Origin of the sequence: Thaumasiovibrio subtropicus (genome assembly GCF_019703835.1) — a bacterium.
Classification (GTDB): Bacteria; Pseudomonadota; Gammaproteobacteria; order Enterobacterales; family Vibrionaceae; genus Thaumasiovibrio; species Thaumasiovibrio subtropicus.
The window spans coordinates 3,582,446-3,608,674 of record NZ_AP023054.1; the positions used below are offsets into that span (position 1 = coordinate 3,582,446).

At 49.2% G+C, this 26,229-nt stretch carries 26 protein-coding genes; 17 read left to right on the forward strand and 9 right to left on the reverse strand.

Annotated features, from left to right (window positions below):
• A complete protein-coding gene (locus TSUB_RS16110) occupies nt 1-1,116 on the forward strand; it encodes a 5-(carboxyamino)imidazole ribonucleotide synthase (protein WP_087023571.1) in 1,116 nt (371 codons plus the stop codon).
• Nucleotides 1,117-1,173: 57 nt separating this feature from the next.
• On the opposite strand, the gene TSUB_RS16115 is transcribed toward TSUB_RS16110, so the two are convergent.
• The 4 genes from TSUB_RS16115 to TSUB_RS16130 all read right to left on the reverse strand — a co-directional run bounded on the left by TSUB_RS16115 (nt 1,174) and on the right by TSUB_RS16130 (nt 4,454).
• Nucleotides 1,174-1,728, reverse strand: coding sequence for a DNA topoisomerase family protein (locus TSUB_RS16115; protein WP_087023573.1), 555 nt, complete (start codon nt 1,726-1,728; stop codon nt 1,174-1,176).
• 61 nt (nt 1,729-1,789) lie between these two features.
• Complete coding sequence (locus TSUB_RS16120; RefSeq protein WP_087023575.1) at nt 1,790-2,263, reverse strand: DUF494 family protein; 474 nt, start codon at nt 2,261-2,263, stop codon at nt 1,790-1,792.
• A complete protein-coding gene (dprA, locus tag TSUB_RS16125) occupies nt 2,263-3,363 on the reverse strand; it encodes a DNA-processing protein DprA (RefSeq protein ID WP_087023577.1) in 1,101 nt (366 codons plus the stop codon). Before dprA ends, TSUB_RS16120 begins: the two co-directional genes overlap by 1 nt.
• Nucleotides 3,360-4,454 carry a LysM peptidoglycan-binding domain-containing protein gene (locus TSUB_RS16130; protein ID WP_087023579.1) on the reverse strand — a complete coding sequence of 365 codons (1,095 nt, stop codon included), beginning with the start codon at nt 4,452-4,454 and terminating at the stop codon, nt 3,360-3,362. The genes dprA and TSUB_RS16130 overlap by 4 nt, the downstream gene beginning before the upstream one ends.
• A 121-nt stretch (nt 4,455-4,575) precedes the next feature.
• Here TSUB_RS16130 and def point away from each other — a divergent pair, with 121 nt between their 5' ends.
• The 5 genes from def to TSUB_RS16155 all read left to right on the forward strand — a co-directional run bounded on the left by def (nt 4,576) and on the right by TSUB_RS16155 (nt 10,324).
• Nucleotides 4,576-5,088 (forward strand): peptide deformylase, encoded by a 513-nt coding sequence (gene def / locus TSUB_RS16135; RefSeq protein WP_087023583.1) that lies wholly within the window; start codon nt 4,576-4,578, stop codon nt 5,086-5,088.
• A gap of 3 nt (nt 5,089-5,091) precedes the next feature.
• Entirely contained in the window at nt 5,092-6,039 is a 948-nt protein-coding gene (fmt, locus tag TSUB_RS16140; protein ID WP_087023585.1) for a methionyl-tRNA formyltransferase, read from the forward strand.
• Nucleotides 6,040-6,106: 67 nt separating this feature from the next.
• Entirely contained in the window at nt 6,107-7,417 is a 1,311-nt protein-coding gene (rsmB, locus tag TSUB_RS16145) for a 16S rRNA (cytosine(967)-C(5))-methyltransferase RsmB (RefSeq protein WP_087023587.1), read from the forward strand.
• A gap of 78 nt (nt 7,418-7,495) precedes the next feature.
• Complete coding sequence (gene trkA / locus TSUB_RS16150; RefSeq protein ID WP_087023589.1) at nt 7,496-8,872, forward strand: Trk system potassium transporter TrkA; 1,377 nt, start codon at nt 7,496-7,498, stop codon at nt 8,870-8,872.
• A gap of 6 nt (nt 8,873-8,878) precedes the next feature.
• Nucleotides 8,879-10,324: a TrkH family potassium uptake protein gene (locus TSUB_RS16155; protein WP_087023591.1), complete on the forward strand. Its 1,446-nt coding sequence runs from the start codon at nt 8,879-8,881 to the stop codon at nt 10,322-10,324.
• Here TSUB_RS16155 and trhA read toward each other — a convergent pair.
• A complete protein-coding gene (gene trhA / locus TSUB_RS16160; RefSeq protein ID WP_087023593.1) occupies nt 10,321-10,974 on the reverse strand; it encodes a PAQR family membrane homeostasis protein TrhA in 654 nt (217 codons plus the stop codon). The two genes, TSUB_RS16155 and trhA, sit on opposite strands and share 4 nt — an antisense overlap.
• 37 nt (nt 10,975-11,011) lie before the next feature.
• Here trhA and TSUB_RS16165 point away from each other — a divergent pair, with 37 nt between their 5' ends.
• The 6 genes from TSUB_RS16165 to TSUB_RS16190 all read left to right on the forward strand — a co-directional run bounded on the left by TSUB_RS16165 (nt 11,012) and on the right by TSUB_RS16190 (nt 15,810).
• Nucleotides 11,012-11,335, forward strand: coding sequence for a hypothetical protein (locus TSUB_RS16165; protein WP_087023595.1), 324 nt, complete (start codon nt 11,012-11,014; stop codon nt 11,333-11,335).
• A gap of 186 nt (nt 11,336-11,521) precedes the next feature.
• Nucleotides 11,522-11,785: a YihD family protein gene (locus tag TSUB_RS16170; RefSeq protein ID WP_087023597.1), complete on the forward strand. Its 264-nt coding sequence runs from the start codon at nt 11,522-11,524 to the stop codon at nt 11,783-11,785.
• Nucleotides 11,786-12,019: 234 nt separating this feature from the next.
• Nucleotides 12,020-13,450: a cytochrome c oxidase accessory protein CcoG gene (gene ccoG, locus TSUB_RS16175; RefSeq protein ID WP_087023599.1), complete on the forward strand. Its 1,431-nt coding sequence runs from the start codon at nt 12,020-12,022 to the stop codon at nt 13,448-13,450.
• A 184-nt stretch (nt 13,451-13,634) separates the two neighbouring features.
• Nucleotides 13,635-14,615, forward strand: a complete 981-nt coding sequence (locus TSUB_RS16180) for a serine/threonine protein kinase (protein ID WP_087023601.1) — start codon at nt 13,635-13,637, stop codon at nt 14,613-14,615.
• A 47-nt stretch (nt 14,616-14,662) separates the two neighbouring features.
• Nucleotides 14,663-15,265 (forward strand): thiol:disulfide interchange protein DsbA/DsbL, encoded by a 603-nt coding sequence (locus tag TSUB_RS16185; protein ID WP_192867866.1) that lies wholly within the window; start codon nt 14,663-14,665, stop codon nt 15,263-15,265.
• An 83-nt stretch (nt 15,266-15,348) separates the two neighbouring features.
• On the forward strand, nt 15,349-15,810 hold the full coding sequence (locus TSUB_RS16190) for a 2-thiouracil desulfurase family protein (protein WP_087023605.1): 462 nt from the start codon (nt 15,349-15,351) through the stop codon (nt 15,808-15,810).
• Here the strand turns inward: TSUB_RS16190 and TSUB_RS16195 are convergent.
• Both TSUB_RS16195 and TSUB_RS16200 read right to left on the reverse strand, forming a co-directional pair.
• A complete protein-coding gene (locus TSUB_RS16195) occupies nt 15,759-16,667 on the reverse strand; it encodes an acyltransferase (protein WP_087023607.1) in 909 nt (302 codons plus the stop codon). The genes TSUB_RS16190 and TSUB_RS16195 overlap by 52 nt on opposite strands.
• Nucleotides 16,668-16,717: 50 nt before the next feature.
• Nucleotides 16,718-18,244 (reverse strand): YifB family Mg chelatase-like AAA ATPase, encoded by a 1,527-nt coding sequence (locus tag TSUB_RS16200; protein WP_087023609.1) that lies wholly within the window; start codon nt 18,242-18,244, stop codon nt 16,718-16,720.
• 412 nt (nt 18,245-18,656) lie between these two features.
• Here TSUB_RS16200 and ilvG point away from each other — a divergent pair, with 412 nt between their 5' ends.
• From ilvG to ilvA, 5 genes are read left to right on the forward strand one after another with little or no spacing between them, the layout of a single operon-like run.
• A complete protein-coding gene (gene ilvG / locus TSUB_RS16205; RefSeq protein WP_087023611.1) occupies nt 18,657-20,303 on the forward strand; it encodes an acetolactate synthase 2 catalytic subunit in 1,647 nt (548 codons plus the stop codon).
• A 1-nt stretch (nt 20,304) separates the two neighbouring features.
• The gene (ilvM, locus tag TSUB_RS16210) at nt 20,305-20,589 is read left to right on the forward strand and encodes an acetolactate synthase 2 small subunit (protein WP_087023613.1); all 285 of its coding nucleotides are present in this window, start codon (nt 20,305-20,307) and stop codon (nt 20,587-20,589) included.
• Nucleotides 20,590-20,600: 11 nt separating this feature from the next.
• Nucleotides 20,601-21,545, forward strand: coding sequence for a branched-chain-amino-acid transaminase (gene ilvE, locus TSUB_RS16215; protein WP_087023615.1), 945 nt, complete (start codon nt 20,601-20,603; stop codon nt 21,543-21,545).
• Between the two features lie 12 nt (nt 21,546-21,557).
• The gene (gene ilvD / locus TSUB_RS16220) at nt 21,558-23,399 is read left to right on the forward strand and encodes a dihydroxy-acid dehydratase (RefSeq protein ID WP_087023617.1); all 1,842 of its coding nucleotides are present in this window, start codon (nt 21,558-21,560) and stop codon (nt 23,397-23,399) included.
• Between the two features lie 2 nt (nt 23,400-23,401).
• Nucleotides 23,402-24,952, forward strand: coding sequence for a threonine ammonia-lyase, biosynthetic (gene ilvA / locus TSUB_RS16225; protein WP_087023619.1), 1,551 nt, complete (start codon nt 23,402-23,404; stop codon nt 24,950-24,952).
• Nucleotides 24,953-25,014: 62 nt separating this feature from the next.
• Here the strand turns inward: ilvA and TSUB_RS16230 are convergent, their stop codons facing one another.
• Together TSUB_RS16230 and TSUB_RS16235 are read right to left on the reverse strand one after the other, a co-directional pair.
• On the reverse strand, nt 25,015-25,410 hold the full coding sequence (locus tag TSUB_RS16230; RefSeq protein ID WP_087023622.1) for a helix-turn-helix transcriptional regulator: 396 nt from the start codon (nt 25,408-25,410) through the stop codon (nt 25,015-25,017).
• A gap of 236 nt (nt 25,411-25,646) precedes the next feature.
• Nucleotides 25,647-26,021 (reverse strand): helix-turn-helix transcriptional regulator, encoded by a 375-nt coding sequence (locus TSUB_RS16235; RefSeq protein WP_087023624.1) that lies wholly within the window; start codon nt 26,019-26,021, stop codon nt 25,647-25,649.
• Nucleotides 26,022-26,229: the final 208 nt, after the last annotated feature.

Here is a 26,229-nt window from a genome sequence, read left to right on the forward strand (position 1 = left end):
ATGAAAGTCCTTGTGCTTGGTGCAGGCCAACTTGCAAGAATGATGGCGTTGGCGGGCGCGCCGCTCAACATTGAGGTTATCGCTTATGATGTTGGCTCAAAGAGCGTGGTTCATCCTCTGACTCAACAAAGCTACGATCACACCTTGGCCAGTGCTATAGAAGATGTTGACGTAATCACTGCTGAGTTTGAACATATCCCTCACGATGTGCTTGATGTCTGCGAAGCAAGTGGCAAGTTTCTACCTACCACAGATGCGATTAAAGCAGGCGGTGACCGCCGTTTAGAAAAAGCCCTACTGGATCGAGCCGGTGTCGCCAACGCGAAATACCGCCTAGTGGGTAGTCGCCAAGACTTAGACGAAGCCATTCGCCATGTCGGTTTACCTATGGTACTAAAGAGTGCGCTAGGCGGTTATGACGGCAAAGGTCAATGGCGTCTAAAAACCCAAGACCAAGCGAATGCAGTTTGGGAAGAAATGGCCGCTTTCCTCGCTGAAACCGAAGGGCAAGCTATCGTTGCGGAAGAGTTTGTGCCTTTTAATCGCGAAGTTTCCCTTATCGGTGCTCGTGACAAAAAGGGAAATGTATCCGTTTACCCTATCACTGAAAACGTGCATGTTGATGGCGTTCTCAACCTTTCAACCGCAGTGGAAGGCAACCAATCTGTTCAACAGCAAGCAAGCGAAATGTTCAGCGCTATAGCTGATGCGCTTGGCTACGTTGGTGTGCTCGCCATTGAATTTTTCGATATCGATGGCAAATTACTGGTCAATGAAATCGCACCACGCGTTCATAACTCAGGTCACTGGACACAACAAGGCGCGGACACTTGCCAATTTGAGAATCACCTTCGAGCAGTTTGCGGCTTGCCGCTTGGCAATACGAACCTACTTCGCCCAACAGCGATGATTAACATTCTTGGTGAAGATAGTGTTGATAATGCGGTGCTCAAGCAGACTGGCGCCCATGTGCATTGGTATGGCAAAGAACGCCGCGCGGGCCGTAAGATGGGACATATCAATGTTTGCGCAGAAAATACTGAGCAATTGACACTGAGCCTCAAAACCATTGCCGCTTATTTAGATGAAAGCGCGTTTCCCGCACTACCTCGCTAAAGCGCCTATGATAGAAAGCCGATCTAACGATCGGCTTTTTTCATTTACCTCTCAGCCCTACGACGATTGCGTGTGATTACATCGCTTATCTGCGCACACACGTTTTATCCCCGCCGCCACTTTCTTTTCAAGCAGTAAGCCAAACCCACATTGCTCACAACTTCCTTTAATTGGCTTCGCATTCACCGCAAACTTACACTTAGGGTAACAATCGCAGGCATAAAAGGTTTTGCCATACCGTGATTGGCGCTCCACCAGCTTACCTTTTCGACACTGCGGACATCGCAATGTCGTTTCTTCTGCTTTCTTATCCGGGGAGGCTTGATACGTGCACTGCGGCCAATCGATACACCCAATGAACATCCCGTAACGTCCTTGGCGAAGGACCAGACCTTCACCGCATTCAGGGCAAGGCATATCAAGCTCTTTTACGATATGACCATCATGTTGCTGGAGTGGGCGAATATAATCACATTGGGGGTATTGAGTACACCCCATGAATGGGCCGTGCTTGCCAAAGCGAAACTCGAGCTTTCCGCCACACTTGGGACAAGGCTCATCGAGCGCATGCTCGTGAGCTTCAAAAAGAGGATCTGAGGAATTTGTTGTCATAGTGTCTCAGGGCGATGGCCGTTAAACCATCGCCTACTACTTATTTGAAGGAGTTAGAAGATCAGTGCAGCAATCCTTCTTCCGCTTCATACAACAGATCTTCCATTTGATGGTAAGCACTCTCATGACCCGGCACATTAAACAGTACCATGAGAATCACCCACTTGAGATCATCCAAAAAGAACTCTGTTGTCTCCAACTCCATAACTCGGTCAATCACCATCTCGCGGGTTTCTGTATTCAGAACATGAATTTGCTCTAGGAATAATAAAAAGCCACGGCAATGGGTATCTAGTCTTAATACTTCATCCTGCGTGTAAACACGCATTGAGGTCAATGCACCACTTTGCATTGGCTGCTGTTCAGCCGTCTCTTGCAATGCGGCCAGTTTTTCGAGCCAGTTAAGTGCTTTGTGAATATCCGATTGATGGAAGCCAGCACGCACCAGCTCATCAGATAAGGTATCTTGGTCAACCTGTAATTCAACTTCACTGTGAATGTAAGTCTCAAACAGGTACATAAGGATGTCCATCATCACTTGCCCCTCCTCGTTCTGACGTAGCCACCGGGAACTGCGGTTACTTGTCCTTGTAACTCCAACTCTAACAACTGCATCATGACTTCATGAACAGGTAGCTGACAGCGACCTGCAATCACATCGACAGGTATTGCATCACTACCTACGGTATCTAACAGTGCCGCAAATGGCAATTGCTGATTATCTTCGCCGCGACTCTGCTCCTCTGACTGATGTAGAATTGTACAATCAGTCAACACTCCTACCTCTTCTATAATGTCGACCGGGGTCTCTACCAGTTTAGCACCACTTTTAATCAACTGGTTGCAGCCTTTGCTTTGTGGGTTATAAATAGACCCAGGTAAAGCAAATACATCTCGGTTTTGCTCTAATGCATACTTCACTGTGATCAGCGACCCACTCTTCTCCGCCGCTTCCACAACAAACACCCCCACAGAGAGCCCGCTTATAATGCGATTGCGCCGCGGGAAATGACTTGGCCTTGGTGCTGTATCAGGAAAAAACTCAGAGACCAACGCGCCCTGAGATTGAATTTGCTTTGCCAGTTCGCGGTGCGCGGCGGGATATATCTTACTTAAGCCCGATCCCAGCACCGCGATTGTCTGCCCACCTTTTTCCAACGCCCCTTGATGGGCACAACCATCAATTCCTAGTGCCAAGCCACTGGTGACAGTATACCCTTCAATCACTAATCCTGCTGCGAATTGATAAGCCGCTTCTCGACCATCAATACTGGCCTGTCGGCTGCCCACCATGGCCAACTGTGGCTTGCTAAGCGCCGTCACCTCGCCAGCTACAAACAACACTGGTGGTGGCGAAGCTATCTGGCTCAAAAGATAGGGATAATCGGGGTGTCCCCAATGGATAAGGTGATGATTGTCGGCCTCAAGCCAACGTAAAGCATGTTGCTGAGAAGCGTTTAAAGGGGCGCGAAAAGCAGTGAGTTGTTTATCAGAAAGACCAGACAGGCGAAGTGCAGTATCGTCAGAAGACCAAAGGGAAGAGAAAGGGATTCGCTGACACAACTTCTGAATACCTTGCCCCCCCAGACGTGGTACTCGTGCCAGTCGAACCCATAATTCGGTGTTGTCTATCATTCACTCACAAGTGGTGAAGCAAGTTTTGCACCCGTTTGCAATGGCTGCTTCGCATGTGTCACCACCGCTAAACTGAACTGTGAGTATGGGCGAATCACCATCACTTCACCGATGCCATAGCTATCTAATGCCTTACCGCCACGATTATACATAGTATCAAATTGGTATTTGTAACCATCATTGGTACTGAGCACTTTGGCTCCAGGTTCGGTGACTTGCAGCATAAAGCCAGCGTGTACGCCATCTGCTGTACCACGGTCAATGACAACGACTTGGTGGTGAGATTGATAACGAAAACCTTCCAAGTCCGCTAAAATAATGCCCGTCATTCCCTCAGGTGCGGGTGCGGGAGCAAAGGTCATCGCCTCGGTAAACTTGCCCGCATCACGAGCTTCGTTTGGCATAGGCAGCAACACATCATTTTGTTGAACCTCACGGCCAACAGCATGCAATTTCACGATCGACACACCATCTTTAACACGTTCAACCTTGGCGATAGCAACATGCTTCAGTGGGTAGATATTGGGTTTACCCTCTGCATCATGACGTGTCAGCGGCGCTTGCGGTCGGAAAATCCCCCAGCGAATGGTCTCATTCAATGCTTGATCAACCATGATGTCATCAAATGCGGTGAGATAGCTGCGCCCATCTGTGGTGCCGATCACGCGAGGAAGTTCAGATATTGCCTGATCGTCAAGAAGACGATCTTGCGCCATAAAAGGAAGTAGCCATTGATCATCCAGTACAGTGATCGGCTCTTTATACTCATCTACCCGTGCGGTAGGGGAAAGCTTCGTCAAGCGCTTCGCACTCAAACGCGGCTGACCATTCACCCAAATAAGATGCAACACGTCGCCGGGATATATAAGGTGAGGATTTTCAATCGCAGGGTTGTTTTGCCACAGTTGCGGCCACAACCAAGGGCTCTCCAGAAAGTAGGCAGAAATATCCCATAGGGTATCGCCCTTCTTTACCGTATACGTATCCGGATGTCCTTCTTTTAACGTCAAGCCCATTGCTGACCAAGAAATACATCCGAGCAATAGCAATTTCGCCATCAATCGACGGCGCCATCCGACTTTACGTGCCATTTTCTGCCCCTTCCTTCGCAGTCTTTGTTGGCTGATGCTGTCATTTGGGTTTGAAAATGTCTAGAATTGAACCAACTAAGTCTTGTGTGTTTCGGCGCACTTCATCTTTTTTTGAGTCAGTATGTCAGTATTACAAGTATTAACCTTTCCCGACGAGCGTTTACGCACCGTTGCCCAGCCTGTAGAAGCCGTTACTCCGGAAATTCAGAAAATTTGCGACGACATGATTGAAACCATGTACGACGAAGAAGGTATCGGTCTTGCCGCTACGCAAGTCGACATTCACCAACGTATTGTTGTCATCGATATTTCAGAAGAGCGTGACCAGCCTATGGTGTTGATCAACCCTGAAATTATCGAAAAGCGCGGTGAAGATGGGATTGAGGAAGGCTGTTTATCGGTTCCTGGTGCACGAGCACTTGTGCCTCGCGCGGCGGAAGTAACCGTTAAAGCCCTTAATAAAGAAGGCGAAACATTCCAGTTTGATGCTGATGACCTACTCGCTATCTGTGTCCAACACGAACTCGATCATCTTGATGGCAAACTGTTTGTTGATTACCTGTCGCCTCTAAAGCGCCAACGTATCAAACAGAAGCTAGAGAAAATCAAACGTTTTAATGAGAAGAATCAATAATTCATGACCAAACCATTACGCATTGTTTTTGCGGGCACGCCCGATTTTGCTGCGCGCCATATGGCGGCGCTCATCGACTCTGAACACCAAGTGATCGCTGCCTACACGCCACCAGATCGCCCTGCCGGTCGAGGGAAAAAGCTCGTACCAAGCGCCGTGAAATCATTAGCGCTAGAACATGATATTCCTGTCTACCAACCAGAGAACTTTAAAACCGATGAGTCGAAAGCGGAACTGGCTGCGCTCAATGCCGATGTAATGGTGGTCGTTGCCTATGGCTTACTACTCCCTAAAGCAGTTCTCGATATCCCTCGCTTAGGTTGTATCAACGTCCATGGTTCTATCTTACCGCGTTGGCGTGGCGCTGCACCGATTCAACGTGCAGTATGGGCAGGTGATGAAGAGACCGGCGTGACCATCATGCAGATGGATGTTGGGCTCGATACCGGTGATATGCTCAAGATAGCCACTCTCCCTATCGACGCAGATGATACCAGCGCAAGTCTGTATGAAAAACTCGCCGCAGTGGGACCAACAGCCTTAGTCGATTGCTTGGGCGAGCTCGCTGCAGGGACCGCGACGCCGGTCAAGCAAGACGATGCCCTCGCGAACTACGCGAAGAAACTCAGTAAAGAAGAAGCGCGTATTGATTGGAGTATGGATGCCATTGCCATTGAACGCTGTATTCGCGCATTTAACTCTTGGCCAATGAGCTATTTCGACGTTGATGGCAAAAACATCAAAGTTTGGAAAGCAACGGTCATTGATACGCATAGCGACCAAGCACCTGGCACAATTTTGGCTGCCGATAAGCACGGCATTCGAGTTGCAACGGGCAAAGGGCAGATAAACTTCATTTCACTGCAACCACCCGGTAAGAAAGCCATGGTGGTCAGCGATTTACTTAACTCACGCCGCGAATGGTTTGAGGTCGGCTCGGTACTCAGTTAATCCCGCGCCATGAACACGTCTCAGGCCAGTTTTATTACTGGCCTGATTTATTTATAGGATAGAGAAAATGAATGTTAGAGCCGCTGCTGCTAAAGTGATCTATCAAGTGGTCGATCAGGGCCAATCTCTCTCAGCTGTATTGCCACAAGCGCAACAAGATATCGCCCCGCGCGACCAAGCCCTACTGCAAGAAATCTGCTACGGCGTACTGCGTTGGTTGCCCCGCCTTGAATCTGTCACCCAAACGCTGATGGATAAGCCATTAAAAGGTAAGCAACGCGTTTTCCACCATCTCATTTTGGTCGGTATCTATCAGTTGAGCCAAATGCGTGTGCCTGCACACGCAGCGGTTGCTGAAACAGTCAATGCAACCAAAGCACTGAAAAAGCCTCAGCTTCGCGGGCTAGTGAATGCGATACTACGAAATTACCAACGTCAACAAGACGCACTCGACCAGCAAGCGATCAGTCATGATGCTGGACGCTACGGCCACCCGAGTTGGATACTCAAGTTACTAAAAAATGCCTACCCCTCACACTGGCAAACCATTTTAGATGCTAACAACACCAAAGCACCAATGTGGTTAAGGGTGAATCGCCACCATCACAATCGTGACGACTACCGAGCCCTGCTAGACGCTGAAGGCATTGAAACCGAGGTTCATCCACAAGCGGCCGATGCCTTGTGCCTGCTGTCACCGCGCGATGTCTCTACCCTACCGGGCTTTGAGAAAGGCTGGGTCTCTGTACAAGATGCTGCGGCACAACTGTCCGTCGATTACCTTGACCCACAGCCGGGTGAGCACATTCTCGATTGCTGCGCCGCACCGGGGGGTAAAACAGTGCATATTCTTGAACGCGAACCACAAGCCAGTGTTGTCGCGGTGGATGCCGATGCTAAACGCCTCGAGCGCGTCTATGACAACTTGCAGCGCTTAAACCTCAATGCAGAAGTGAAATGTGGGGATGCGCGATACCCAGAGCAATGGTGGCAGGGCGAGCAGTTCGACCGTATTTTGCTTGATGCCCCCTGTTCTGCTACCGGTGTTATCCGCCGCCACCCCGATATCAAGTGGCTTCGCCGTGCAGAAGATATTGACGCACTTGCAACGCTGCAATCAGAAATCATCGATGCCATGTGGGCGCAACTTAAGCCCGGTGGTAGATTAGTCTATGCAACCTGCTCAGTTACGCCGCAAGAGAACCACGAACAAGTACTGGCTTTCTTAGCGAGAACTAAGGATGCAGAATTAATCGATACGGAACAGTTGTCTGTTGATAACGGCAGCAGTACGCTACCGGGCAGGCAGATCACCCCGGGTGAAGACAATATGGATGGCTTTTACTACGCCGCTATCTATAAGCAGCCCACGGTTTAGATAACGAATCGGTCCAGTGATGTGGTTCATTGGGCCTCATTGTCAATGCGCACAGAGGTGCGCTTTTTGGGAACAACCATGAAGATTATTATTCTGGGTGCCGGCCAAGTCGGTGGCTCCTTGGCGGAAAACCTCTGTGGTGAAAACAATGACATCACCATTGTCGACAAGGACGGCGAACACCTTCGTGATCTGCAAGATAAATACGATCTGCGTGTCGTACAAGGATTTGCAAGCCACCCTAAAACCCTCAGAGAAGCAGGCGCGCAAGATGCTGACATGCTCGTTGCGGTCACCAACTCTGATGAAACCAACATGATCGCCTGCCAGATTGCTTTTTCACTGTTTAACACCCCTAACCGTGTTGCACGTATTCGTTCACCGGAATACCTCCGAGAAAAAGAGACCCTGTTCCAGACCGACGCCGTGCCTGTTGACCACCTTATTGCCCCGGAAGAACTGGTCACCGATTACATCCACCGATTGATCGAATACCCGGGCGCCTTGCAAGTCGTCGAGTTTGCAGACAACCGCGTCGGGCTGGTCGCCGTCAAAGCTTATTACGGTGGGCCTCTGGTTGGAAACGCCTTATCCGCACTGCGTGAGCATATGCCGCACATCGATACTCGTGTTGCCGCTATTTTTCGTCAAGGTCGCCCAATTCGCCCGCAAGGCACCACCATCATCGAAGCCGATGATGAAGTCTTTTTTGTCGCCGCCAGTCACCACATTCGCTCAGTGATGAGTGAGCTGCAACGTTTGGAGAAACCCTACAAACGCTTAATGATTGTTGGCGGGGGGAACATTGGCGCCGGCCTTGCCAAACGCCTTGAGCAGAACTATAGCGTCAAGCTGATTGAGCGGAATCAGGCCCGTGCAGAACGCCTGTCTGAAATGCTAGAAAAGTCCATCGTCTTCTGTGGTGACGCCTCGGATCAAGAGCTGCTGAGCGAAGAGCATATCGACCAAGTCGATGTCTTTATTGCTGTGACCAATGATGATGAAGCCAACATCATGTCAGCCATGCTTGCGAAACGCATGGGCGCAAAAAAGGTGATGGTACTCATCCAGCGTGGTGCCTATGTCGATTTGGTACAAGGCGGTACCATTGATATTGCCGTTTCGCCGCAACAAGCCACCATCTCTGCGCTGCTTACCCATGTCCGTAAAGCCGATATCGTCAATGTCTCCTCACTCCGCCGTGGCGCAGCAGAAGCCATTGAAGCAATCGCTCATGGTGATGAGAACACCTCTAAGGTGGTGGGTCGGGCGATCGGCGATATAAAATTGCCACCGGGTACAACGATTGGTGCTATCGTCCGCAATGAAGAAGTCTTGATTGCCCACGACAACACCGTGATAGAGCAAGACGACCATGTAGTGATGTTTTTAGTCGATAAAAAGTACATCCCTGATGTTGAGCGCTTGTTCCAACCGAGCCCGTTCTTCTTGTAAGCCGCTATGCTCAATCTGGCCACGATTCTTTTTGTTATAGGGCTAGTGCTATCCAAAATAGCCCTATTCATGTACATCCCCGCTATCGTCGCTTTTTCCACTGCCACCCAAGGCTTTTGGGAGTTTGGCAGTGCGATACTCATTACTCACAGTTGTGCGTTTGCCCTACTCGCACTCGGGCGGCGGCGGACTTTTCGCTTGGGTGTGCGAGACATGTTTCTCATCACCACGTTAGTCTGGACCATCGCCAGTGCCTTCGCAGCATTGCCGTTTGTTTTCATTAACCATATCAGTTTTAGTGACGCCTACTTTGAAACCATGTCGGGCATCACGACGACAGGTTCAACGGTATTAAGCGGGCTCGACTCGATGGCACCCAGCATCTTACTGTGGCGGTCACTGTTACAATGGCTTGGTGGTATTGGCTTTATTGTGATGGGCGTGGCGATATTGCCGATGTTGAATGTGGGAGGGATGCGACTATTCCACACCGAATCTTCTGATTGGTCGGAAAAAAGTGCTCCGCGTACCAAGCAAGTCGCACTGCATATTGTGCAGGTCTATATTGTCTTAACTTTTCTCTGTTACTTAGGCTACCTCGTTGCAGGTATGTCACCTTTTGAAGCCATCAACCATGCCTTAACCACGCTCTCAACGGGCGGGTATTCAACTTCTGATGGTTCAATGAACCACTTTTCATCGCTCGCACACTGGAATGCCATCCTATTCATGTTTGCTGGCGGCTTACCCTTTTTGCTCTTTATTCGCGCACTCAAGCGAAAGACCCACCACCCCATCACACAAGATGCGCAAGTGCGTGGCTTCGCGAAGTTGACCTTGTTGGTTGGTGCCATCGTCGCATTTAGTCTTCATTATCAAAGTCATTACACTTGGCTCGACGCTGTGCGAGTTGGGCTATTTAACGTTATCTCAGTGATGACGACGACAGGGTTTGGGTTAGGTGATTTTACTCACTGGGGCGCCGCCATGAGTGTCGTTTTTGCTTTTCTAATGATGGCAGGCGCCTGTTCAGGCTCTACCTCGGGAGGGATCAAACTATTCCGCTTTCAAATTGCCACTGCCCTCTTCAATCGCCACATGATGCAGCTCATTCATCCATCTGGCGTTTTTATTCAGCGATACAACGGTGAAAAAGTGACTGAAGGCATAGTGCGCTCTGTGATCGCATTCGCGCTAGTCTTCTTTGTGACGGTCATCGTCACAGCCTTACTGCTCGCACTGCTGGGGCTTGATGCAACAACCAGCTTATCGGGAGCCATTACCGCCGTCGCTAACGTCGGGCCGGGCATGGGCAATATCATCGGCCCTAGTGGAAACTTTGCATCTCTGCCCGCTATGGCGAAATGGATACTTAGCCTTGCCATGCTAATGGGCAGGCTAGAAATCATTACGGTGCTGGTACTGTTTTACCCCGCATACTGGCGCAATTAAACCACCTCAACATAGCCGTAAATCGCGACAAAGTGACATACCGTTCCCGCCAATACAAAAACATGCCAAATGGCGTGGTTAAAAGGAATGCGCTTAGTCACGTAGAAGATGACCCCTAAAGAGTAGGCTAAACCACCCGCAGCTAACATGACCATCCCACCCAGCGACAAAGATTGGCTTAAAGGGTAAATCGCCACGAGAGAGAGCCAGCCCATAAAGAGATAGGTGGCTAACGACAGCTTCTTAAATTTGTTCACAAACGCCACTTTGAAGATGACCCCCGCCACGGCAATGAGCCAGATCACCACCATCAAGGTGATAGATAGCGGTGTCCGTAAACTGATCAACATAAATGGCGTGTAGGTACCCGCAATGAGCAGATAAATCGCACAATGATCAAATGTCTTAAGGAGGCGCTTTGCGCGAGCAAAGGGAATGGCATGGTAGAGTGTCGAAGCAAGATACAACAAGATCATGCTGCCACCGTAAATCGCAAAGCTGGTGATCGTCAGCGCATCCCCCTCAGCCGCAACCCCTTTCCACAGCAGCAACACAAGTGCCACAATGCCAAAAATGATCCCAACACCATGGGTAATACTGTTCGCTATCTCTTCACGTATCGAGTAATCACGCTTGTTCTTTTCAACCACCACAACACCTACGGATAGAGTAAATAGTCAAATCAGTATGACACAACTCAGCGAACAAGTGTTAGCTGAAATTTGTGAATTCAAAATGACAAAAAAATTTGACCAAAAGTTGTCGATCTTATCTGTATTTGTTGATAAATTGCGCGCCGTATCACAACTGAACAGATCGGAAGGTATGTTCCAGAAACAGATTTTGTTCAGTTTTTACTCACTTTGCCAAGGATTGCACGCTGTAGAGATCCCAACAGCCATGCACGCAACGCCAGCTCGGTATATGCCGACCCCGCGCAGTCCATCGCGCACGCGTCCTAGCAGTTTTGCTCCTCGTTTTGAGGCACCAAAACCAGCAAAAGCGCAGTAATACGATGACACCCTATTCAGCAGTGCACTTCAGCACTGCTTTTTTCTTTCTGGCTATTACCTTTAACATCCAAGTTTGCTACTTTAACCACATTAAAACTACGACAATAACACGCGTGTGCGAGTCGTTTTACTCTGCTAAAAAGCAAGCCCACGCGCCCTAAAGTCAGACTTTGAGAGAGAAATTATGAAGTGTCATCGCGTTAACGAATTGATCGAACTCATTCATCCTGAATGGCAAAAAGATAGCGAACTCAATCTATTACAGTTTTTAGTCAAGCTAGCTGAAGAAGCCGGTTATGAAGGAAAACTGGAAGATCTTACTGATGATGTCCTCATCTACCACCTGAAAATGCGCAACAGCCAGAAAGAAGAGATGATTCCGGGACTGGCCAAAGATTGTGAAGATGACTTCAAAACCGCCATCCTCAAAGCACGCGGTGTTATCTAATACCCTCAGGCCAGCATCCTCACGTTGGCCTTTTTCTTGTCTACGCTATACCCTTCCTTTTTGTACGCCTTTATCGACATCGCACGAAAACTCTGTACACAAAGATTAACTTATCGTTGCGCTCGCTCATTTTTATGCATTTGTTATCATTTTGATACTCTTTGTGTGGGTATAATCCACCCAGCCAATAGTATAAAAATAAAACAATAAGCTCACATTGAGCATGGGAGCAACATGAGCAAAGAGAAACACGAGGCGAAGCCGATTGAGGTGCAAACCTTCAATCCGCGCGCCCACAAGTCAGCCAACAAAGATAGATTCAATCCTTCACAACGCATTTATGTCAGAGCCATGCAGGGCGTATATCAACGTCTTAGAAACCGCATGGGCTGGTTTTTTATGCTGCTGTTTATCGGCATACCATGGATTCCCTATGGCGATCGCCAAGCCATTTTATTGGATATCGCAGGCCAACAATTTCACTTTTTCGGCACCACTCTCTGGCCTCAAGATCTCACCCTACTGGCACTTGTTTTCATGATCGCTGCCTTTGCACTCTTCTTTGCGACCACTTTTTTTGGGCGTGTCTGGTGTGGCTATCTCTGCCCTCAAACCGTCTGGACCTATATCTTCGTCTGGTTTGAAGAGAAGCTCGAAGGCAATGCCAATAAACGTCGTAAGCAAGACAGTATGCCGCTAACTCACAAATTGCGAGTGCGTAAAACACTGAAGCACAGCGCATGGCTGACGGTGTCTCTCTTCACCGCGCTTTCATTTGTTGGCTACTTTGTTCCCATCCACCTATTGCTCATTGATTTTTTCACCTTCCAAACCAGCTTTGCGGTGACCTTTTGGGTACTCTTTTTCACGCTTTGCACCTATGGCAATGCGGGCTGGATGCGCTCCATTGTCTGCCTGCACATGTGCCCTTATGCCCGTTTTCAATCGGCGATGTTTGATAAAGATACCTTTATCGTCGGCTACGATGATGAGCGGGGTGAAACACGAGGTCCCAGAAGCCGCAAAGCCGATCCGGCGCAATTGGGCCTAGGGGATTGCATAGATTGCGATCTCTGTGTCCAAGTCTGTCCCACTGGCATCGATATCCGCGATGGGTTGCAGTACGAATGTATTAACTGCGGTGCTTGTATCGATGCCTGTGACCAAACCATGTCGCGAATGGGATATGAAAAAGGCTTAATCAGCTATACCACGGAGCATAAACTGCAAGGGCACAAAACGGACATCCTCAGGCCTAAGCTCGTCGGCTATGGGGTGGTTATGCTTGCGATGGTCGGCCTGTTTATCTTCAGCCTTACCACGGTTCAAACGATGGGGTTAGACGTCATTCGTGACCGAAACCAACTGTTTAAAACCAACAGTGCTGGCTTGACCGAAAACACCTATACCTTAAAGGTGCTCAATAAGACCCAACAGACACAGCGCTACTCGCTCAGTGTAGAAGGCATCGCGGATGTGGTTTGGTATGGCGAGCAAACCATTACGGTACCACCGGGAGGGATTGAAAGTGTGCCTGTTAGTCTTGGTGTGGATGAAGTACACCTTTCAACACCGATTCAGTTCATCCGCTTCAAAATAGAGAATCTCGATCAGCCAGATATTACTCCAATCGAAACAGAGAGTCGTTTCATTAGCAAAATGTAACGCGGACTAGGGTCTTGGGTGCGCTATCGCGCCAAAGGCCCAACATCTTTACTCTGCACGCACATTCTAACTCATTTCTGAAGCCTGCTCTTAAAGCCAATGGTATGCATCTAAAGCACTTCAGAGTTTAGTCTTGGCGAGAACCTCGTTAAGATATGACCATCATTCCTTACTGGATTCTGTTATGTCTTCCTTTAGCTTTTCCGAGCTTACCCCTGACCGCCAACTCGATGCACTCGACAGCATCGGCATTCGCGCTGAAACTGGCCTCCTCGCGCTCAACAGTTATGAGAACCGGGTTTATCAATTTGGTGCCGAAAATGGCAAGCGCTATGTCGTCAAGTTCTACCGCCCAGAACGCTGGAGTGACGCACAGATCCTCGAGGAACACGCCTTCGCGCAACAATTAGCCGAACATGAGATTCCTTTGGTTGCGCCCCTGACCATCGATGGACAGACTCTGCATCATTTCAATGAGGCGCGTTTTACGCTTTTCCCAAGTGTCGGTGGACGTCAATTTGAAGTCGATAACCTCGACCAGCTTGAGTGGGTTGGCCGCTATATGGGCCGCATTCATCAGGTCGGCCAGCAAGCCCCTTTCCAAGCGAGACCAACTATCGGCTTGGAAGAGTACTTGCATCAGCCTCGTCAACTGCTCGAAGGCAGCGACTTCATTCCAGTGCATATTCGCAAAGCGTTTTTCTCTGATCTCAACCTCCTCATTGCTGAAATCAGTCAACAGTGGCATAACGATTGGCAAGCCATTCGTCTTCATGGCGACTGCCATCCCGGTAACATTCTTTGGCGCGATGAGCCCCTGTTTGTCGATTTAGACGATGCGCGGAATGGACCAGCCGTCCAAGACTTGTGGATGCTGCTAAGCGGTGACAAACAAGAAAAGCTTGTTCAACTCGATACCATCTTGGAAGGGTATGAAGAGTTTTGCCAATTTGATAAAAAACAGTTGCAACTAATTGAGCCATTGCGCGGTCTACGTATGGTGTATTTTATGGCTTGGTTGGCAAAACGCTGGCAAGATCCTGCATTTCCACTCGCCTTTCCGTGGTTTGCTGATGCAAAATACTGGGAAGGGCAAGTTCTAGCATTCAAAGAGCAAATCGCAGCGCTGCGAGAGCCACCTTTGAGCTTGTCACCACAGTGGTAATAACAATTTTAAAACGAATAAAAGCGCATTCAAAAGGAGCTTATATGTTGAAGAAACTACTGGCATTTGCCGCAGCGACACTGATGTCACTTTCGGTGCATGCTGCCAAATTTGAAGAAGGGAAGCACTACGCTGTGCTATCGCAGCTCGATAAATCTTCTTCGCCGGTTGTCACCGAATTTTTCTCTTTCTACTGCCCACACTGTTTTCGTTTCGAGCCCTTGATGAAGCAAGTGGAAGAGAGTTTGCCTGAAAACGCTAAGTTCCAGAAATACCATGTCAGCTTTATGGGTGGAAACATGGGTGAACCAATGAGTAAGGCCTTTGCCACTGCCATTGTACTTAACGTTAAAGACACCATTGTCCCTATCTTGTTCGACCGTATTCATGTCAAAGACAAAGCGCCTCGTAACGAAGAAGAGCTGCGTCAAATCTTCATCGACGAAGGGGTCGATGCGGCGAAGTTTGATGGTGCGTATAACGGCTTTGCGGTCAACTCAATGACCCGTCGTTACAACAAAGCATTCCAAGATAGCGGTCTACGCGGTGTGCCAACGATTGTCGTTAACAACCAGTACCAGGTGTTGACCCAAGAACTGCAGTCTAACCAAGACTTTATCGATGTCGTCAATTACCTACTGACAAAGTAAAAAATCCGCTCCATAATGATATTTGAAAAGGCCCTACAGGGCCTTTTTGCTAGGTATAAATATCATGGAAAACAATAATTAACATGGAAAAAATTCTAATAAGCCGTTGCCTACTCGGTGAGCAAGTCAGGTATGACGGCAATGACAACTTAATCCCGCATCCCCTTATCACCACATGGCGTGATCGTTGGGTGCCCGTTTGCCCAGAAGTCAGCGGTGGTTTACCGACCCCAAGACCACCCGCAGAGCTTCAGCAAGATGGCCATATCATTACCATTGAAGGGGAAGATGTCAGCGCAGCCTTCAATCGAGGTGCACTTCATGCGCTCATGCTGTGTAAACAACACAACATTCGTTTTGCAGTACTAAAAGAAAACAGCCCGTCTTGTGGCCGCCATCAAATCTATGACGGCACCTTCTCTGGTGTCAAAGTGGCAGGACAAGGCATGACAACGCAAGCCTTGCTAGAAGCCGGGATTCAAGTCTTTTCAGATCAGGAGTTAGATGCTTTGGCTGATGCTGTCTCCGTCATCGAGTCAAGATAGGCATCTTTATGTAACCAACGATCCTGCAACCAACGTTGAAAACGACGTTTATAAACAGGATCGTTGAAGTAATCCCCTTGCAGCGTTTCATCAATGGTAATGCATTCAATGTTGACCACGATGCGCTGCATCTTGCCCTGCAACAGATCGCGAAAAGGCTTCTCCGCATTATCGGGATAGCACAAGGTAACATCGACCACTTGTTTCATTTGAGATTGCATCGCTTGCAACGCAAACGCTATGCCTGCGGGCTTAGGTGGCAATAAATGCCGGTAAGGGCTTTTTGTTTTCGCCTGCTTATCGACGGTAAAACGCGTCCCTTCGACAAAATTGACAACCGTCGTCGGCGTGGCGCGAAACTTTTCACAACTGCGGCGCGTTGCTTCTAAATCACTGCCGCGTTTTTCTGGGTGTTTAAGCAAATACGCGGGCGAGTAGCGTTTCATAAAGGGCATATCGACCGCCCAACAGGCCACCCCGATAAAAGGCACGTACAGCAACTCTTTCTTCAAGAAAAACTTTGGGATAGGCATGGTACGACGGAAAACAGAAAACAACACGACGATATCCGCCCAACTAATATGATTCGATATCATCAGTGACCACGTACCCGACCGTACGTTGTCCATTCCTTCGATCTGCCATACCAGTTGCGGATTCATAAGGCTAAGTAAGCCGGCGTTCACCGCGCTCCACACTTTCATCACAGCGTGTGCGCTATGCGTTATTGCCAATTTAGCAGCGGGAAAGGGAATGAGAAGTTTGATCAACGCGAGAAAACAAATAGTGGTCGACGCCAACGCTGAATTAATCAAAACTAACGCCACATTCAGCACTAAGATTGCCCATCTCAACACGCGAACTGCCTCTCCTTACTGTTTGAATAGTCGCGCATTGTACATGAAATTCACACGGCCTGCGCGGTGAGCTGTTTGAGCAATCTGTCCATGGCTCGATAGCCGAGTGCTTCAGCGAGATGACTGCGATGAATCTCTGCCTCACCTTGTAAATCGGCAATCGTGCGCGCCACTTTAATAATACGGTGATAGGCGCGAATTGATAACCCTAACTGATGCAGCGCGCTCTCAAGAAAGGCTGCATCACCGGCTTGTAAGGCACAATCTCGGTCAAGCTCGCGATTTGACAACAACGCATTCACTTTCCCCGCACGTGCCAGCATGATCTCTCGGGCACGATACACACGCGCTTTCACGACCTGAGTCGGCTCGCCGCGGTCGCCGCCATTCGCTAATGTTCCTTGTGGTAATAGCGGTATTTCTAATGACATATCAAAGCGATCGAGTAAGGGCCCTGAGAGGCGACTCAAATAACGTAAGATCACCTGTGGATTAGTACGGGTTTGACTGCCTTCATAGTAGCCTGTCGGACTTGGATTGAGGGCACCAAGGAGTTGAAAGCGTGCTGGAAAGGTGGTTTTTTGCGTCGCCCGAGAGATCACGATCTCGCCAGATTCCAGCGGCTCACGTAATGAATCCAACACTTTCCGTTCAAATTCGGGCATTTCGTCTAAAAAAAGCACACCGTTATGCGCCAATGAAATTTCTCCGGGGCGAGGTGTCGAACCCCCTCCCACCAGTGCTGCCATCGACGAGGAGTGATGAGGGGCTCGAAAAGGTCGATTCCGCCAGTTGCCTTCATGGATATCTTGTTGGGTCAAAGACGCGACGGACGCCGTCTCCATCGCTTCCTCAATGGTCATGGTGGGCAATAAATCGCAAAGGCGTGAGGCCAGCATCGTTTTACCTGTGCCGGGCGGCCCCATAAACAGTAAATTATGGCCACCAGCCGCGGCAATTTCTAAACTGCGCTTACCTTGTTGCTGACCAATAATATCCTGTAAGTCGCGCCCTGATGCTGCGGCTTGCGCCTGCTCAATCACTGGTGACTGCAGCGTCAGCGCCTGTTGTCCCGACAGGTAGCCACACACTTCAAGCAAACTCACTGCCGACTTATGGAACTCACTACCGACTAACGCCGCTTGCCCTGCATTGCAATGGGGAACAACCAAGGTGCGCTTCGCTTGTTTCACCGCGACCGCAGCAGGTAATACGCCTTTCACACCACGCAACTCTCCAGAGAGTGCCAACTCACCGACAAATTCACATTCTGCCAATAGCGTATCTGGGATTTGTGCCGATGCAGCGAGAATACCAAGTGCGATAGGAAGATCAAAACGCCCTCCCTCTTTGGGGAGGTCCGCAGGGGCGAGATTGACCGTGATTCGCCTTGAGGGAAACTCAAAGTTCGCGTTAATGATCGCACTGCGTACGCGATCTTTCGCTTCTTTCACCGTCGTCTCAGGCAATCCAACAAGTTGAAAAGCAGGCATACCATTACTGATATGCACTTCAACCGTCACGGCAGGCGCACTGACTCCCACACTCGCGCGGCTATGCACAATGGCTAATGACATCCTGTCATTCACTCCCTGAATCCTACAATTCGAACACACACAGTTAACGATTTTGAGTAGCAAGCTGCACAAGTTTTTTTCACTTTTTACTTGTCATGTGACCTATGTCTGTGTTACTCCTAAAGACAAGCAACACAACTACATAAAAATAGCGTTTTTAACCAAATTTATTGGATAGACAGTCAATGCACTTTACTGCCAACGTTCTCGTCCTCATTATCGACATTATTGTGGTGATTCTATCACCGCAACGGGGGCGAGCAGGCGCAAAATAAGGCAGACACAGCAAACGCAAAGCCCCCGCACTGAAAAGTCCGGGGGCTTTTTTACATCATCAGAACGCAACACACTTTTAGAATAATTATTCACTAAAATGCGGATATAACACACTAGGACAGGCAAGGAGAAAATCATGACAGGCGCAGAGTTGGTGGTACAGACACTGCATAAAAAAGGGATTAGCAGAGTTTTCGGCTACCCAGGCGGTGCAATCATGCCCATATATGATGCTCTCTACGATGGTGGCGTTGAACATATTTTATGCCGTCATGAGCAAGGCGCGGCGATGGCAGCGATCGGGATGGCTCGCGCAACACAAGACGTTGCGGTCTGTATGGCGACTTCCGGTCCCGGTGCAACTAACCTAGTGACTGGACTTGCCGATGCATTCCTAGACTCCATCCCGCTGGTTGCCATTACAGGTCAGGTGGCCAGCTCTCACATTGGCACCGATGCCTTCCAAGAGATGGACGTGATTGGCATGTCACTCTCTTGTACCAAGCATAGCTACCTAGTCACTGACATCAATGAGTTAGCTCCAACGCTCTCAGAAGCCTTTGAAGTCGCAAAATCTGGCCGCCCTGGCCCTGTTGTTGTGGATATCGCAAAGGATGTTCAGCTTGCGCAAGCACCTGTTCATTTAGCACCTCCCTTCACTCCACCAGCTTCGCCTGTCGCCAGCGCTGAAGAGATCGCAAAAGCACAAGCCCTGTTATCCGCAAGCAGCCGACCTGTGCTGTATGTAGGTGGTGGTGTCCAGTTGGGGCATGCAACCAATGCCGTTCGCACGTTTTTACGCCTTAATCCAATGCCTTCTGTCAGCACACTCAAAGGCCTTGGTTCCATTGAGCGCCATGATCCTCACTATTTGGGCATGCTGGGAATGCACGGCACGAAAGCGGCCAACTTAATTGTTCAAGAGTGCGACCTATTGATCGCTGTGGGTGCACGATTTGACGATCGCGTCACCGGTAAGCTCGATACCTTTGCACCCAATGCCAAAGTGATTCATATCGATATCGATGCGGCAGAAATCCACAAACTGCGCACGGCGAATGCCCCTGTCCGAAGTGAAATTCCCGCCGCACTGTCTCAGCTTGAGTTGAGCCAAGATATTAGTGAATGGGTGACACACAGCGAAACACTGCGCAGCAGCTTTAAGTGGCGCTATGACCATCCGGGCGAGTTAATTTATGCTCCGGGCCTCTTGAAACAGCTCTCTGACATGATGCCAGACACCAGTATGGTTTCAACGGATGTGGGACAGCACCAGATGTGGGCCGCCCAGCATATCCAACCCCGTGAACCTCAAAATTTCATCACCTCCGCAGGCCTCGGCACCATGGGCTTTGGTTTACCGGCTGCGATGGGTGCGGCGGTTGCAAGACCGGATGACCAATCTATCCTAATCACAGGCGATGGGTCATTTATGATGAACATTCAAGAGCTGGGAACGTTAAAACGTCGTCAAATTCCGGTCAAGATGGTCTTGCTGAATAACCAACGCCTAGGAATGGTTCGCCAATGGCAGTCACTGTTCTTTGATGGCCGCCACAGCGAAACGATTTTGGATGACAACCCTGACTTTGTCATGCTAGCGAAAGCATTTGATATCCCGGGTAAAACCATCACAAAAAAAGAAGAAGTAGAACCCGCTTTAAAAGAGATGCTAGCCAGTAAAACGGCATATCTACTTCATGTGTTAATCGACGAAGAAGAAAATGTATGGCCACTCGTACCACCGGGTGCTTCGAATAACGAAATGCTGGAGAACACCTAAGATGCAAAGATATTTAATCGACATTAAGGCAGATGATAAGCCTGTTTTACTAGAGCGTGTTCTTCGAGTTGTTCGCCACCGAGGCTTTGTCATCAAACAAGTCGCTGGTACGCAAAATCATGAAAGTAAAATTGCGAGTGTTGAAATCATCGTCGATAGTGATCGTCCCATTTCATTTCTCACCAATCAAATTGAAAAATTATGGGACGTACGGACAGTTGAGGTAACGCAAATCGACAGCGATTCGCTCCCCAACAACAACCTACAACAAAAAATTTGCGCATAAGGAAGGCAATAATGGCAACGAAAACCGCAGACTACATCTGGTTCAATGGTGAAATGGTACCTTGGGCTGACGCCAACGTTCACGTGCTTACGCACGCAATGCACTATGGTACCTCAGTCTTTGAAGGTGTCCGCTGTTACAACACGCCTAAGGGCCCGATTGTCTTCCGCCACCACGAACATGCGCAGCGATTGAAAGATTCTGCAAAAATTTACCGTTTTCCTATCCCATACTCTGTCGAAGAGATCATGGAAGCGACGCGTGAAACGCTTCGCCAAAACAAGCTGGACAATGCTTACATCCGTCCGCTTGGGTTCGTTGGCAATGTTGGCCTAGGGGTTTGCCCACCAGCCGATACGGAAATGGACCTCATCATCGCTGCATTCCCATGGGGTTCTTACTTAGGTGAAGAAGCACTTGAAAAAGGGGTGGATGCGATGATTTCTAGTTGGAATCGAGCAGCACCCAATACCATACCGACAGCGGCAAAAGCGGGCGGTAACTACCTGTCATCACTCCTTGTTGGCGGTGAAGCACGTCGCCATGGTTATGATGAAGGCATCGCTTTAAGCGTTGACGGCTACCTTTCAGAAGGTGCCGGTGAGAATATCTTTGTGATTAAAGATGGCGTTATTACGACCCCACCAGCAACCAGTGCCATCCTACCGGGCATCACCCGCGACTCCATCATGACCATTGCTCGCGATAAGGGCTATGAAGTACGTGAAGCCAATATTGCCCGTGAAGCTCTCTACCTCGCTGACGAAGTCTTTATGACAGGTACGGCGGCGGAGGTTGTTCCTGTGGCCACCATCGACAAAATAGAAGTGGGCGAAGGCAAACGTGGCCCTATCACTAAGGAACTGCAAGCAGCGTACTTTGGCCTGTTCAATGGTACGACAGAAGATAAGTGGGGCTGGTTAGACTACGTGTACCCAGCAGACGCGGCGAAATAAGGAAGTACTCAGATGCCAAAATATAGATCAGCAACCACGACTCATGGCCGTAATATGGCCGGTGCCCGCGCGCTATGGCGTGCAACGGGTGTTAAAGAAGAAGATTTCGGCAAACCTATTATTGCTGTCGTAAACTCCTTTACCCAATTCGTTCCGGGTCACGTCCACCTCAAGGATATGGGTCAACTTGTCGCGCGTGAAATCGAGAAAGCCGGCGGTATCGCGAAAGAGTTTAACACCATCGCTGTCGATGATGGCATTGCAATGGGGCATGGTGGCATGCTCTATTCCCTCCCATCAAGAGAGCTGATCGCCGATTCTGTCGAGTATATGGTTAACGCTCACTGCGCGGATGCCATGGTCTGCATCTCAAACTGCGACAAAATCACCCCGGGCATGCTGATGGCGTCTATGCGTCTAAACATTCCGGTGATCTTCGTTTCTGGCGGCCCGATGGAAGCGGGGAAAACAAAACTCTCCGATCAGATCATTAAGCTCGATTTAGTCGACGCCATGATCCAAGGGGCTGATCCGAAAGTTTCTGATGAGCAGAGCCAGCAAATTGAGCGCAGTGCCTGCCCAACATGTGGATCCTGCTCGGGGATGTTTACTGCAAACTCGATGAACTGCCTAACAGAAGCCCTTGGACTCTCTCAGCCGGGTAATGGCTCGATGCTGGCAACCCATGCTGATCGTGAAGCGCTATTTATCAACGCTGGTAAGCGTATCGTTGAGTTGACTCGTCGTTATTATGAGCAAGATGATGAATCCGCACTGCCTCGCAATATCGCAACGTTCAACGCATTTGAAAATGCGATGGCACTCGATATCGCGATGGGCGGCTCAACCAACACTATTCTCCACCTACTGGCTGCTGCGCAAGAAGGTGAAGTCGACTTTGATATGGAAGACATCGACCGTCTTTCCCGTCAAGTACCGCATCTTTGTAAAGTCGCGCCCTCTACCCAGAAGTACCATATGGAAGATGTTCACCGTGCTGGTGGTGTAATGGCGATTTTGGGTGAACTCGACCGTGCAGGTTTGCTGCACAACGACGCACGTACCGTCCTCGGCCTTTCAATGAAAGAGCAACTTGCCCAATACGACATCATGCAAACAGAAGACGCTGACGTGTTGACGTTTTACCGTGCAGGCCCTGCTGGTATTCGAACAACCCAAGCCTTCTCGCAAGATTGCCGTTGGGATCGCCTCGATGATGATCGCGTCGATGGCTGTATTCGCACTAAAGAAAATGCCTTTAGTCAGGATGGTGGCCTTGCAGTGCTAACGGGCAACATTGCGCTGGATGGCTGTATCGTTAAAACAGCCGGTGTCGATGAGAGCATTCTGAAGTTCACTGGGCCTGCGGTTGTGTTTGAAAGCCAAGAAGATGCCGTAGAGGGCATCTTGGGTGGCAAAGTTAAAGCAGGCGATGTGGTTATTATTCGCTACGAAGGCCCGAAAGGTGGTCCAGGTATGCAAGAAATGCTCTACCCAACGACCTACCTCAAGTCGATGGGCCTAGGTAAAGAGTGTGCCTTATTAACTGATGGCCGCTTCTCTGGCGGGACGTCAGGGCTTTCCATTGGTCATGCATCACCTGAAGCCGCCAATGGCGGTACGATTGGCTTAGTCGAAGACGGCGATATCATCTGTATCGACATTCCAGAACGTACGATTGATCTGCAAGTTGATGAGCAGTCTCTTGCTGACCGACGCGCAGCTGCTGAAGCACGTGGCTGGAAACCAAAGAACCGTCAACGTGAAGTCTCTTTTGCCTTAAAAGCCTACGCTAGCATGGCGACGAGTGCTGATAAGGGCGCCGTTCGTGATAAGCGCTTGCTTGAGGAGTAACTATGTCCCAAGCCCAACCAACAACAGAGGCCCCGCTCAGCGGGGCTGATTATCTGCGCGATATCCTTCGCGCACCCGTCTATGAAGTGGCCGTCGTCTCTCCGCTGCAAGAAATGGATCGCCTCACGCAACGCATCGGCAATCAAGTTCAATTAAAGCGCGAAGATCGCCAGCCTGTGCACTCCTTTAAGCTACGTGGTGCCTACAACATGATGGCGCAACTCACTGCGGAGCAAAAGCAAGTCGGCGTTATCACGGCCTCTGCGGGCAACCATGCGCAAGGACTTGCGCTAGCCGGCACCAAGCTGGGTGTCAAAGCGACGATTGTCATGCCCAAAATTACCCCAGCCATCAAGGTCGAAGCCGTGAAGGGGTTTGGTGGTCAAGTGATCCTGCATGGTAATAACTTTGATGAAGCCAAGGCCCACGCAGAGCAACTTGCGACTCAGCATGACTATATGTTTGTTCCTCCTTTCGACCACCCAAGTGTGATTGCAGGTCAGGGAACCTTAGGGATGGAGCTTCTCCAACAAAATGGTCATCTCGACTATGTATTCTTGCCTGTGGGTGGTGGTGGCTTGGCCGCTGGCGTAGCCGTCCTCATCAAACAGTTAATGCCACATATCAAGGTGATTGGCGTTGAAGCTGAAGATTCGGCGTGTTTACGAGCCGCACTCGATGCTGGTGAGCCCGTCTCTCTCAGTCAGGTCGGCATGTTTGCCGACGGCGTGGCGGTGAAACGCATTGGCGATGAAACCTTCCGCGTCTGCCAACAGTACCTTGATGACTCCATCACGGTCAGTAGCGATGAGATATGTGCGGCCGTCAAAGATATTTTTGAGGACACCCGAGCCATCGCAGAGCCCTCTGGCGCATTGTCGTTGGCGGGATTAAAGAAATTCGCGGAGCAACATCAACTGCGAGACAAACAGCTCGCAGCTATTCTTTCAGGCGCAAATTTCAACTTTCACGGTCTTCGTTATGTCTCAGAACGCTGTGAACTAGGTGAAAAGCGGGAGGGTTTGCTAGCTGTCACCATTCCAGAACGCCCTGGTGCCTTCCTCGATTTCTGCACACTTATCGGTGGCCGAGCCGTCACAGAGTTTAACTATCGCTATAGTGATGACTCTCTCGCCAACATCTTCGTTGGTGTTCGCCTGCAACAGGGACAATCGGATCTCGATGCGATTATTCAGGAGCTGCGACAAGGAGGCTACCCTGTGGTTGATCTGAGTGAAGACGAAATGGCCAAACAACATATTCGTTATATGGTCGGTGGACGCCCCTCTAAAGCAATGAAGGAACGTCTTTATAGTTTCGAGTTCCCGGAATACCCAGGCGCGCTTCTCAAGTTCCTCAACACGCTTGGCACTCATTGGAACATCAGTTTGTTCAACTACCGCAACCATGGAGCCGACTATGGTCGCGTACTGTGTGGCTTCGAACTGGATGATCATGACTTATTGTCCTTTACCAGCCACTTAAGAGAGTTGGGATACCACTGGAAAGATGAGACCGACAACCAAGCTTTCCAGTTCTTCCTAGCCCACTGATAAGCTTGCCAATCCAACAAAAAAAGCGCCCACTGGGCGCTTTTTAATTCAATTGCTATCAGTTAAGCCAGCTTTTGATGTTCAAACAAAGGCGTTGGAAGACGCGCTTCATTGTACTCATTCAAGTAGTTGAACAACTGGATGTTCTGCTTTAACAAAGTCTGACGCATATCACGAGGCAACTCTGAGAGTAGCTGCAGCATACGCTGGATATCATCTCGTTCTACCTGATCTAACCCTTGCTCATTGTCTCCATACAAGAACCACGATATCGGACGCTGTGTCAATTCAGCGATCTTTAATAACACCGAAATTCGAGGCTCTGTTTTACCTGTTTCCAGGTCCAGGTAGGTTTGGCGCGCCACATCCAAACTTTTAGCCATAGCAACTTGTGTAATATTTTGCCACTCTCGTGCATCACGAATACGTGCGGCAACTTCAGCGCGCGTTACTTCCATATCCTTATCACCTCTATCAATACATCAGTCAATAATGTCAGCATAGGTTATGCATCTCGCTCAAGCCATGATTATGCCCACTTATATGGACAGTGCATCGTTAACAGATACAATTTGTGATATCTATTATTAATTGGCAAACTATAAAGACACAAAATATGAAAAGTGTATAAAGTGACGTACATTCCACTGATATGCAACATGTAACGCTGCAATAATACGTACTGTTAACTTAACTAGTTCTTCTTGGTTAGCGTGTATGTGTAATCAGCCATAAACTCAGCCATTTGTATGCTTTGTTCCAATATTGCAGATCTTGCTACATTAGGCAAACGACTAAAATGGCGGAGTAATGTCTCGATTTCTGGCTTATATTCACTTTCGATGATCTCTAGTCCTTGATCTCCATAGATAAACCAAGTGAGAGGGCGTTCCGTCAGCGTGGCGATTTCAGAGAGTAATCGCACCTTAGGTTCGGTTTTTCCTGTCTCGAGATCCAAGTAAGTCTGGCGAGCAACATTCAGTGTTTTCGCCATATAAACTTGCGTTAACCCTTTCCATTCACGCGCTTCTTTGATTCGTGCCGCAATGCTCTTCTTCATATCCGCCATCATTGACTCCTCAAACAATGTCATGTGCGATTGACGGATAAGTAGCACAAGATGAGCCAACTTTTCGAACAAGAAAAAAGTAACAATCTATCAGCAACTTGAATACTTGCTGCCTGATTTGGATCACAAATTACCCACAACTTGCCTGTGTTTATTGCAAATAATTCATACCCTAAATGCAATTTGCAAATATGTTTATTGCAAATTG

What these genes read in the sequence shown, in the direction of transcription:
- TSUB_RS16120 (WP_087023575.1), bottom strand. Translation starts at nt 2,263, where the DNA reads ATGATGGACATCCTTATGTACCTGTTTGAGACTTACATTCACAGTGAA.
- ilvG (WP_087023611.1), top strand. Translation starts at nt 18,657, where the DNA reads ATGACAGGCGCAGAGTTGGTGGTACAGACACTGCATAAAAAAGGGATT.
- dprA (WP_087023577.1), bottom strand. Translation starts at nt 3,363, where the DNA reads ATGATAGACAACACCGAATTATGGGTTCGACTGGCACGAGTACCACGT.
- TSUB_RS16155 (WP_087023591.1), top strand. Translation starts at nt 8,879, where the DNA reads ATGCTCAATCTGGCCACGATTCTTTTTGTTATAGGGCTAGTGCTATCC.
- ilvE (WP_087023615.1), top strand. Translation starts at nt 20,601, where the DNA reads ATGGCAACGAAAACCGCAGACTACATCTGGTTCAATGGTGAAATGGTA.
- TSUB_RS16180 (WP_087023601.1), top strand. Translation starts at nt 13,635, where the DNA reads ATGTCTTCCTTTAGCTTTTCCGAGCTTACCCCTGACCGCCAACTCGAT.
- ilvD (WP_087023617.1), top strand. Translation starts at nt 21,558, where the DNA reads ATGCCAAAATATAGATCAGCAACCACGACTCATGGCCGTAATATGGCC.
- def (WP_087023583.1), top strand. Translation starts at nt 4,576, where the DNA reads ATGTCAGTATTACAAGTATTAACCTTTCCCGACGAGCGTTTACGCACC.
- TSUB_RS16200 (WP_087023609.1), bottom strand. Translation starts at nt 18,244, where the DNA reads ATGTCATTAGCCATTGTGCATAGCCGCGCGAGTGTGGGAGTCAGTGCG.
- ilvM (WP_087023613.1), top strand. Translation starts at nt 20,305, where the DNA reads ATGCAAAGATATTTAATCGACATTAAGGCAGATGATAAGCCTGTTTTA.
- TSUB_RS16130 (WP_087023579.1), bottom strand. Translation starts at nt 4,454, where the DNA reads ATGGCACGTAAAGTCGGATGGCGCCGTCGATTGATGGCGAAATTGCTA.
- TSUB_RS16115 (WP_087023573.1), bottom strand. Translation starts at nt 1,728, where the DNA reads ATGACAACAAATTCCTCAGATCCTCTTTTTGAAGCTCACGAGCATGCG.
- TSUB_RS16170 (WP_087023597.1), top strand. Translation starts at nt 11,522, where the DNA reads ATGAAGTGTCATCGCGTTAACGAATTGATCGAACTCATTCATCCTGAA.
- TSUB_RS16165 (WP_087023595.1), top strand. Translation starts at nt 11,012, where the DNA reads ATGACACAACTCAGCGAACAAGTGTTAGCTGAAATTTGTGAATTCAAA.
- TSUB_RS16235 (WP_087023624.1), bottom strand. Translation starts at nt 26,021, where the DNA reads ATGGCGGATATGAAGAAGAGCATTGCGGCACGAATCAAAGAAGCGCGT.
- rsmB (WP_087023587.1), top strand. Translation starts at nt 6,107, where the DNA reads ATGAATGTTAGAGCCGCTGCTGCTAAAGTGATCTATCAAGTGGTCGAT.
- TSUB_RS16190 (WP_087023605.1), top strand. Translation starts at nt 15,349, where the DNA reads ATGGAAAAAATTCTAATAAGCCGTTGCCTACTCGGTGAGCAAGTCAGG.
- trkA (WP_087023589.1), top strand. Translation starts at nt 7,496, where the DNA reads ATGAAGATTATTATTCTGGGTGCCGGCCAAGTCGGTGGCTCCTTGGCG.
- ilvA (WP_087023619.1), top strand. Translation starts at nt 23,402, where the DNA reads ATGTCCCAAGCCCAACCAACAACAGAGGCCCCGCTCAGCGGGGCTGAT.
- fmt (WP_087023585.1), top strand. Translation starts at nt 5,092, where the DNA reads ATGACCAAACCATTACGCATTGTTTTTGCGGGCACGCCCGATTTTGCT.
- ccoG (WP_087023599.1), top strand. Translation starts at nt 12,020, where the DNA reads ATGAGCAAAGAGAAACACGAGGCGAAGCCGATTGAGGTGCAAACCTTC.
- TSUB_RS16110 (WP_087023571.1), top strand. Translation starts at nt 1, where the DNA reads ATGAAAGTCCTTGTGCTTGGTGCAGGCCAACTTGCAAGAATGATGGCG.
- TSUB_RS16230 (WP_087023622.1), bottom strand. Translation starts at nt 25,410, where the DNA reads ATGGAAGTAACGCGCGCTGAAGTTGCCGCACGTATTCGTGATGCACGA.